Genomic DNA, 8,108 nt, shown 5'->3' with positions numbered 1-8,108 from the left:
CAGGCGGCCGGTCTTGGCGGCGGCCTTTTTCTCCCGGTCCTGTTCCTGCGCGCTGGCAAGAGGCACGGCGCAGAGGCCGAGCACGAAGGCGAGCGCCGTGCTCGCCATCGATGTCGTGTTTGTTGTCGTTGTCATGCAGCCCCCAAGCAAAAGCAAAACTGCTGGCGGTGGCTGAGCGGCCTTGGCTGGCATTATTGAAAATCCCTCAACCAGTCAGGTCAGGGCATGGGTCACATATTTAAACATGATGACATAAGTCAACTTTAAATTTATAGCCGACCATCCTCGAGAAGCATCTGGCACGGGAACAGCGGCATGGTTGGCAGTTTAGGCGAAGGCAAGACGACCCACTGGTCGCAACCGGGCAGGATCGCGGCGGTGCTGCTTCTGGCACTGGCGGTGCTGGCGCCTTCCTGCGGCTTCAAGGCGCTGGCCGCCGAGACCGTTGTCGATGCGCTGGGACGAACCGTCGTGCCGGGCGCGGCGACCCGGATCGTGACGCTCGGTTCCGACGTCACCGAGATCGTCCACGCGCTGGGCGCCGGCGGGCGAATCGTCGCTATTGATCGCGGCAGCAAATATCCGCCTGAAGTCGCGCAAAAACCCAATGTCGGCTACCGCCGCCAGCTTTCGGTCGAGGGGCTGGCCAGCCTGCGACCCGACCTGATCCTGGCCGCAGAAGACAGCGGGCCTCCTGAAGCGGTCGAGGTGCTGAAGTCGCTGGCAATTCCGATCGTCTTGGTCCCGCAGGACAACAGCCCGCAAGGCATCGAGCACAAGATCACGTTGATCGCCGCCAGCCTTGGGCTCGAGGACAAGGGCAAGGCGGTTTCCGCCGAGGTGCTCACCGCCTTTCAGGCTGCCGCGGATCTGGCGTCGCAAATTCCGCCGGAGCGGCGCAAGAAGGTGGTGTTCTTCCATGGCCTGGTACGTCTGAGCGCTGCCGGCGCGGGTACTTCTGCCGACGCCATCATCCGCTATGCCGGCGGCCTCAACCCTATGGACATCGTACAGGGCTACAAGGCGGCGTCGGAGGAAAAACTGATCGAGATGGCGCCTGACGTCATCCTGATGATGGGCGACGGCAAGGGCGGGCCGTCGGCCGAGCTGGTGTTCGGCAACCGCGCGCTGGCGGCAACGCCGGCGGCAGCCAAGAAGGCGCTGGTCGTGCTCGACGGCGCCTACATGATCGGCTTCGGCCCGCGCACATCGGATGCGATCCGCGACCTGGCGAAAGCGCTCTATCCGGAAGGGGAATGACGTCGCGAAAATCGCAAGACGGTTCGGCTGGGCAGTACAATTTCGTCGCCGAACCCCGTTGCGCTTCATAAATGCTGTCCGTCCGGATTTCTCCGGATCGGCTTCCGCCCGAACAAACTTGGCGGCTCGGCCTGAAACATTGGCACGATATTCTAAGCCGCGCGGTTGACCGTGAATGCGCTCTCCAGCCTATAATTATACTAAATTCATAGACTAACTGCGAGCGCTCGGAGCGCTCGCATCTTGGCCTGTGAAAATGGTTGCACAAGGGAGCGCATCGATGCCGAAAACAGAGTCCAATCCGGTCGACCTCGGCACCAGGGCCGCCGACTTCCTGCTGCCCGACGCGCAAGGTGTGCTGCACCGCCTTGCCGATTTCGACGCCAAGCCGGCCTTGCTCGTCGCTTTCATCTCCAACCGCTGCCCGTTCGTCGTGCTGATCCGCGAGCAGCTTGCCGCTTTCGCCAGGGATTACGCCGGCAAGGGGCTGCAGGTGGTGGCGATCAACGCCAACGACCACGAGGCGCATCCGGAGGAGACGCTCGCCCGCATCGGCGAGGAGGCCGGAAAATTCGGCTATTCCTTCCCCTATCTCAAGGATGCGTCGCAGCAGACGGCGAAAGCCTATGGCGCGGCTTGCACGCCCGACTTCTTCCTGTTCGGCACTGACCGGCGGCTCGCCTATCACGGCCAGTTCGACGATGCGCGGCCGGGCAACGGCAAGCCGGTGACGGGTGCCGATCTGCGCGCGGCGGTCGATACGGTGCTGGAGGGCGGCAGGCCCACTGCCAGCCAGGCGCCGTCGATCGGCTGCAACATCAAGTGGAGCGCGGGCAACGAGCCGGTGTGGTCTTCCAGCGCGGCCCGCGCGGCCTAGCGCCTGCTTCGACTTTATTCGCCAGGTCTCCATGCCCAAGCCGCAAAAATCCGCTTCCGACAGCTTGCTGCTCCAGGCCGACGTGCTGGTGCTGGGCGGCGGTCCGTCGGCAGCTTGGGCAGCAGTCGCCGCGGCCGAGGCCGGCGCCAAGGTGGTGCTGGCCGACAAGGGCTATCTCGGCACCAGCGGCGCCACCGCGCCGTCCAACACCGGCACCTGGTGCGTGCCGCCGGGCGACAACAGGCATGCCGTGGTCGAGCGACGCTGGCAGCGCACCGGCGAACTCGCCGACCCGCGCTGGATGCTGCGCTGCGTTGACACCGCCTACCGCAACCTGCTCAGGCTCTCCGAATGGGGCTATCCCTTCCCGAGCGAGGATGACGGCCGGCTCTACATCGCCAATCTGCGCGGCCCGGACTACATGCGCTTCATGCGCCGCCGCGTGCTTTTGGCCGGCGTCACCGTCCTCGACCATCATCCCGCGCTCGAACTTTTGTCGGACGGCGATGCCATCGTCGGCGCCGCCGGTGTCGCCAGGCAGATCGGCCAGGATTGGCGCGTCGACGCCAACGCGGTGGTGCTGGCGACCGGTGGCTGCGCTTTCCGCGAGCGCATCCTCGGCGCGACCGGGCTGACCGGCGACGGCTATCTGATGGCGGCGGAGGCCGGCGCCAGCCTGTCGGGCATGGAGTTCACCGGCAAATACACGCTGGCGCCCTACGGCTCCTCGTTGAACAAGGGGCTGCCGTTCCGCTGGGCGTCGTTCCATCGCGAAGATGGCTCACCGATCGTCGGGCCGACCGGCGAGCCGTTGCGCAACGGCATCGGCGACCGCGAGGAGGAAGTGGCGCGCGCGCTGATCGACGGCCCGGTCTACGCGCGGCTCGATCAGGCCGAACCAGCGCTGCAGGGCTGGCTGCGCCAGGGCCAGCCGAATTGCTTCGTGCCCTATGACCGCGCCGGCATCGACCCTTTCAGCGAGCTGTTCCGCATCACCCTGCGCGCCGAAGGCACGGTGCGCGGCACGGGCGGCATAGACATCGTCTCCGACGATTGCGCCACCGGCGTACCCGGCCTCTATGTCGCCGGCGACGCGGCCAGCCGCGAGATCATGACCGGTGCGGTGTCGGGCGGCGGCGCCGTCAATTCGTCCTGGGCGCTGGCCAGCGGCTGGTGGGCGGGCAAGGGCGCTTCGACCCATGCCAAGCGCCGGACCGGCAAGGCATTCCGCACTGAGGTGCAGTCGCTTGGCCAGGCTGGATTACGTCCTGCATCATCGCCGCGCGTCGACATCTCGGCAGGCGAAGTCATCGAGGCGGTGCGCAGTGAGGTGACGCCGCTCGACAAGAATTTCTTCCGCACCGGCGAAGGCCTGGAGAAAAGCGGCGAGCGGTTGGAGAGTGTCTGGCGCGACGTGCGCGACCATCTGCAAGGCGACGGGCTGGATAGGGTCCGTACCCGAGAGGCAGCTTCGATCGCCGCCGCCGGGCGCTGGTCCGTGGCCGCAGCGCTGCACCGCACCGAGAGCCGCGGTATGCATCGCCGCACCGATTTGCCGGGCAAGAGCCCGGCCTTCGCGCACCGGCTGGTCATCACCGGTGTGGATGCGTTCCGCATCGCAGGCGCGCCTGAGCGGCTGGCGGAGCTGGCGTCATGATCGAGATCGTCTCGGCCACGCGCTGTGTCGAATGCGACATCTGCGTCAAGGTGTGCCCGGCCAACGTCTTCGACGCGACCGAGAGCGGCGTGCCAGTGATCGCCCGCCAGGAGGACTGCCAGACCTGCTTCCTGTGCGAAATCTACTGCCCGACCGACGCGCTCTATGTGGCCGAGTTCGCCGAAGGGCCGACCGGCATCACGGAAGCTCAGGCCGACGCCCGACAGCTGTTTGGCTCCTATGCCCGCGCGCTCGGCTGGAAGCGCGGCAAGGCCGGCGGCTCGGAATTCGACCCGACGCACCGCATCCGCGTGGCGCAGTGAACCGATCGGAGACAGATATGGACCGTATCGTCGTCAGCGACATCAGCAAGACCTTCCAGCTCAAGCCGGGGCAGTTCGTCACCGTCGATGGCGAGGCGACCGACCGCGTCACCGTGCTCGATGGCGTTGACCTCTCGATCCGCAAGGGCGAGTTCATCACGCTGGTCGGCCCCAGCGGCTCGGGCAAGTCGGTGCTGCTCGACATCATTGGCGGGCTGACGCAGGCGACCGGCGGCGACGTCAAGCTCGATGGCCGGCGCATCACCAGGCCCGACCCGAAGACCGGCTATGTCTTCCAGCAATATGCGCTGTTTCCCTGGCGCACGGCGCTCGCCAACATCGAATATGCGCTGGAAGTGCGCGGCGTGGCCAAGGCTGAGCGCACGGCGACGGCCCGCCATCTGTTGTCGCTGTTCGGCCTTGCCGGCTTCGAGGACCGTTTTCCCAACCAGCTGTCCGGCGGCATGCAGCAGCGTGTGGCGATCGCGCGTGCGCTGGCCAGCAACCCGGAAGTGTTGCTGATGGATGAGCCGTTCGCGGCGCTTGACCAGCAGACGCGCGAGCTTCTGCAAGGCGAGCTGCTGCGGATCTGGGGCAAGATCAACACGACGGTCATTTTCGTCACCCACTCGATCGACGAGGCGATCTTCCTCGCCGACCGGGTGGTGGTGATGACGGCGCGGCCGGGCGCGGTGAAGGAGATCATCGATATCGACCTGCCACGGCCGCGCGACGGCGACATCCGCGCCAGCGCCGAATTCAATCTATATCGCGCTCGCGTCTGGGACGTGCTGCGCGACGAGGTCAACAAGGCGCAGAAGGACTGGACTCTGTCGCCAGCCTTCAGTCACTGAGGAACTGGACCCATGGCCTATCTGACCGAGAAGTTTGGCTCCGCTGGAGCGCTCCACCTGTTTGCCGGCGCTGGCGAAACGGTAGCCGCCGCCAGGGTCCCCGCCATCAAGGCCAACGCCAAGATCCGGAGCAAGAAAGCGAGCCGCGGCACATTCCTCTATGGCTTGCCGCTGCTCGGCCTGTTCTTCCTGCTGTGGGAGATCGCGCCCCGGCTCGGCTGGCTGAACCGGATCTTCTTTCCGCCGCTGAGCGAGGTGCTGGTCGCCGGGTGGGCGCTGCTCGCCTCGGGCGTGCTGATCGAGCATATCGGCATAAGCCTGCAGCGCGCTGCGATCGGCTTCGCACTCGGCGTGGTGGTCGCCATCCCGCTCGGTCTGTTGATGGGGCGCTATTCGCTGTTCGAGAAGGTTTCCGACCTTTTGGTGCAGACGCTGCGCAACACCTCGCAATTCGCGCTTCTGCCGGTGTTCATCCTGCTGCTCGGCATCGGCGAGGAATCGAAGGTCGCGATCACCTTCTACTCCTCGGTGTTTTTTCTCCTCGTCAACACGATCAGCGGCGTCAAGTCGGTCGATCCGCTGCTCATCAAGGCGGCGCGCTCGATGGGCACGTCCGACTTCGACCTGTTCCGGAAAGTCATCCTGCCGGCCAGCATTCCCTCGATCGTCGCCGGCGCTCGGCTGGCGGTGAAATCCTCGCTGTTCGCGGTCATCGGCGCCGAGATGCTGGCGGCCAAATCCGGCCTCGGTTTCCTCATCCAGAATTCGCAGCTGATGATGGAAACGGCCGACATGTACGCCGGCATCCTGACGCTGACCGTCATCGGCCTGACCGTCAATTACCTGCTCGTCTGGTTCGAGCGCTGGGCAACAGCCTGGAAGGGCCAGTCCGAGACCTCGCTCATTTAAGCGGCCCCATTCATTCCAAACAGGAAGGATTTTCCCATGCCCAACATCCCATTCGACGCAATTCGCCGGCTGCTTCTGAAGGGCGCCATTGCCGTCGTAATCGGCCTTGGCGGCATGCCTGCCTTCGCACAGGACAAGCCTGACATCATCCGCATCGGCAGCACGGCGCCGGGGCACCTCAAATTCATCCTCGCCAAGAAGGACGGCTGGTGGGACAAGGAATTCGCCAAGGACGGCATCAAGGTCGAACTGGTGACCTTCAACGGCGGCTCGGAAGCCACGACGGCATTGGCGACCGGCGCCATCGAGTTCACCTATACCGGCAACAATCCGGCGCTGCGCGTTGCTGCGTCCGGCGCCGACGTCAAGCTGATCGGCCTGTCGAGCTATGTGAAGGCCGGCGGTTCCTACATCGTCGTCAAAACCGACTCGCCGTTGAAGACGCTGCAGGATCTCAGGGGCAAGAAGGTCGCCTATCTCACCGGAACGGTGCGGCATTCGAACTTCAGCAAGGCACTGAACAGCGTCGGCCTGACCACCAATGACGTCGAAGGTCTGAACCTGCCTTTCGAGGCATCCGGCCCGGCGCTGCTGCGCGGCGATATCGACGCCATTGTCGAGACGGATTCGACGGCGGCCAAGCTGGGCGACACCGGCGAGGCGCGGGTGCTGTTCGACACCAGCACCCATCCGGAATGGAACGTGCCGAACGTCATCTCGGTCAACGGCGCCTTCGCGGCGAAATATCCCGATCTGGTCAAGCGGCTGCTGAAGGTCGACATCGAGATTTCGCGTTGGGCCGACGCTCATCCGGACGAGACGATCAAGACGTTTGTGGAGGCGACCAAGTCGTCGGAGAAATCCGTCCGCAAGACCTATGCCGACGGGGTGTTCCACCAGGATCCGAAACTCACCGACGACGCGATCGCCGCCTTGCAGGGCGAGGAGAAATTCATGGCCAGCGCCGGGCTCCTGAAGGGCTCGATCGACTACGGAAAATGGGTCGACAAGAGCTTTGTCGATGGCGCCGCGGCTGAAGTCGCTGCCGTCCAATAGACTGGAAGCATCGAGCGGGGCGGGCGCTTTACCGCGCTGCCCCGTTCGTCTGGTCCGTCAAATCTCTGGGATGTTCTCCTTGAAGATCACCTGCAGCCTTGGCTGGTGCAGTTCATAGGGCAATCCCCGGACCGCATGGGTCAAAGTGTTGAGCGCTTCGCGGGCTTCGACGCGCGGGTTCTGGTCGATGACCGCGTCGAGCGTGCCGTCGAGCAGAAGGTCCTTGGTGCCGTCCGTCACCTCGTGGCCGAGGAAGACCATGGACTGGGCGCGGCCGTGCTCCTTGAGCGCGCGGGCGATGCCGGTGTTGCCGGCGCCGACATTGTAGATCGCGGCAAGGTCGGGGTGCCGCTCCAGCAGGGCCGATGCCTCCGAATAGGCCTTCTCGCGGTCGTCGAGCATTTCGCGCATCTCGACGATCTGCAGGTTGGGTGATTCCTCGGTCAGGACGTGGCGGAACCCCATCTCGCGTTCTTCGTGGCCGCGATAGGACAGCGAGCCGGCGAACAGCGCCACCTTGCCCGGATGCCCCGATCCCATGAAGCGGTTGAGCAGATAGCCGGCCAGCCGCCCGGCGGCGCGGTTGTCGATGCCGATATAGGCGACCCTGGGCACATGCAGGATGTCGGAGGCGATGGTCACCACCTTGATATCGTTGGCCGACAGGGATCGGATCGCTTCGCGCACCGTCGGATGGTCGAGCGCTATAACGCCGACGCCTTGCGTCTGTCCGCGCAGGTCCTGCAGCAGGCGGGCGAGCCGGTCAGGATTGAAGCCCTCGATGGTGGCGATATGGACATCGAGGTCGGGCCGCGCCAGAGCCTGTGCCTCGATGTGCCGGTGCAGCATCTTGATGAAGGAATTGGTGCCGGCCGGCAGCGCGAAGTCGAGTCGGATGACCTCGCCAGGCGAGGGCCGTGGCGGCGCGCCGTTCGGGCCTTCGGCGATGTAGCCGAGGCGCTGCGCCATTTCGAGCACGATTTCGCGCGTGCGCGCCCGCACGCCGGGTCGGTTGTTGAGCACGCGGTCGACGGTGGCGGCCGAGACGCCGGCTTCCCGGGCTATGTCAGTCAGGGTGGAACGCACCGTCTTTCATCTCCTGCATGCGTCAGATCGGCTGGTGACGGCTTCCCCGCCATCGGCGATTCTGATGGGAAATGATGTATCCGCCC

Annotated in this window: 8 protein-coding genes; 7 read left to right on the top strand and 1 reads right to left on the bottom strand. The window is 65.1% G+C overall.

What is annotated here, in order from left to right; translation table 11 throughout:
• The first annotated feature begins 315 nt into the window (after positions 1-315).
• The 7 genes from EOA22_RS17810 to EOA22_RS17780 all read left to right on the top strand — a co-directional run bounded on the left by EOA22_RS17810 (position 316) and on the right by EOA22_RS17780 (position 6,936).
• Positions 316-1,260 (top strand): ABC transporter substrate-binding protein, encoded by a 945-nt coding sequence (locus tag EOA22_RS17810; RefSeq protein ID WP_063168545.1) that lies wholly within the window; start codon positions 316-318, stop codon positions 1,258-1,260.
• 280 nt (positions 1,261-1,540) lie between these two features.
• Complete coding sequence (locus EOA22_RS17805) at positions 1,541-2,137, top strand: thioredoxin family protein (protein ID WP_063168544.1); 597 nt, start codon at positions 1,541-1,543, stop codon at positions 2,135-2,137.
• Positions 2,138-2,168: 31 nt separating this feature from the next.
• The gene (locus tag EOA22_RS17800) at positions 2,169-3,794 is read left to right on the top strand and encodes an FAD-binding protein (RefSeq protein WP_024501571.1); all 1,626 of its coding nucleotides are present in this window, start codon (positions 2,169-2,171) and stop codon (positions 3,792-3,794) included.
• Positions 3,791-4,117, top strand: a complete 327-nt coding sequence (locus tag EOA22_RS17795; protein WP_013530816.1) for a ferredoxin family protein — start codon at positions 3,791-3,793, stop codon at positions 4,115-4,117. The genes EOA22_RS17800 and EOA22_RS17795 overlap by 4 nt, the downstream gene beginning before the upstream one ends.
• A 17-nt stretch (positions 4,118-4,134) precedes the next feature.
• Positions 4,135-4,971, top strand: a complete 837-nt coding sequence (locus EOA22_RS17790) for an ABC transporter ATP-binding protein (RefSeq protein WP_013530817.1) — start codon at positions 4,135-4,137, stop codon at positions 4,969-4,971.
• 12 nt (positions 4,972-4,983) lie between these two features.
• Complete coding sequence (locus EOA22_RS17785; protein ID WP_127224208.1) at positions 4,984-5,880, top strand: ABC transporter permease; 897 nt, start codon at positions 4,984-4,986, stop codon at positions 5,878-5,880.
• Positions 5,881-5,916: 36 nt separating this feature from the next.
• Entirely contained in the window at positions 5,917-6,936 is a 1,020-nt protein-coding gene (locus EOA22_RS17780; RefSeq protein WP_063168543.1) for an aliphatic sulfonate ABC transporter substrate-binding protein, read from the top strand.
• 57 nt (positions 6,937-6,993) lie between these two features.
• Here EOA22_RS17780 and EOA22_RS17775 read toward each other — a convergent pair whose 3' ends face one another.
• Positions 6,994-8,022, bottom strand: a complete 1,029-nt coding sequence (locus EOA22_RS17775; RefSeq protein WP_024501567.1) for a LacI family DNA-binding transcriptional regulator — start codon at positions 8,020-8,022, stop codon at positions 6,994-6,996.
• Between the last annotated feature and the right edge of the window lie 86 nt (positions 8,023-8,108).

Origin of the sequence: Mesorhizobium sp. M7A.F.Ca.US.014.04.1.1 (assembly GCF_003998745.1) — a bacterium.
In the GTDB taxonomy this organism is placed as follows: domain Bacteria; phylum Pseudomonadota; class Alphaproteobacteria; order Rhizobiales; family Rhizobiaceae; genus Mesorhizobium; species Mesorhizobium ciceri.
This window is presented reverse-complemented; position numbering and strand designations above follow the sequence as displayed.

Coding starts and splice junctions, on each gene's coding strand:
- EOA22_RS17810 (WP_063168545.1), top strand. CDS start 316: ATGGTTGGCAGTTTAGGCGAAGGCAAGACGACCCACTGGTCGCAACCG.
- EOA22_RS17805 (WP_063168544.1), top strand. CDS start 1,541: ATGCCGAAAACAGAGTCCAATCCGGTCGACCTCGGCACCAGGGCCGCC.
- EOA22_RS17800 (WP_024501571.1), top strand. CDS start 2,169: ATGCCCAAGCCGCAAAAATCCGCTTCCGACAGCTTGCTGCTCCAGGCC.
- EOA22_RS17795 (WP_013530816.1), top strand. CDS start 3,791: ATGATCGAGATCGTCTCGGCCACGCGCTGTGTCGAATGCGACATCTGC.
- EOA22_RS17790 (WP_013530817.1), top strand. CDS start 4,135: ATGGACCGTATCGTCGTCAGCGACATCAGCAAGACCTTCCAGCTCAAG.
- EOA22_RS17785 (WP_127224208.1), top strand. CDS start 4,984: ATGGCCTATCTGACCGAGAAGTTTGGCTCCGCTGGAGCGCTCCACCTG.
- EOA22_RS17780 (WP_063168543.1), top strand. CDS start 5,917: ATGCCCAACATCCCATTCGACGCAATTCGCCGGCTGCTTCTGAAGGGC.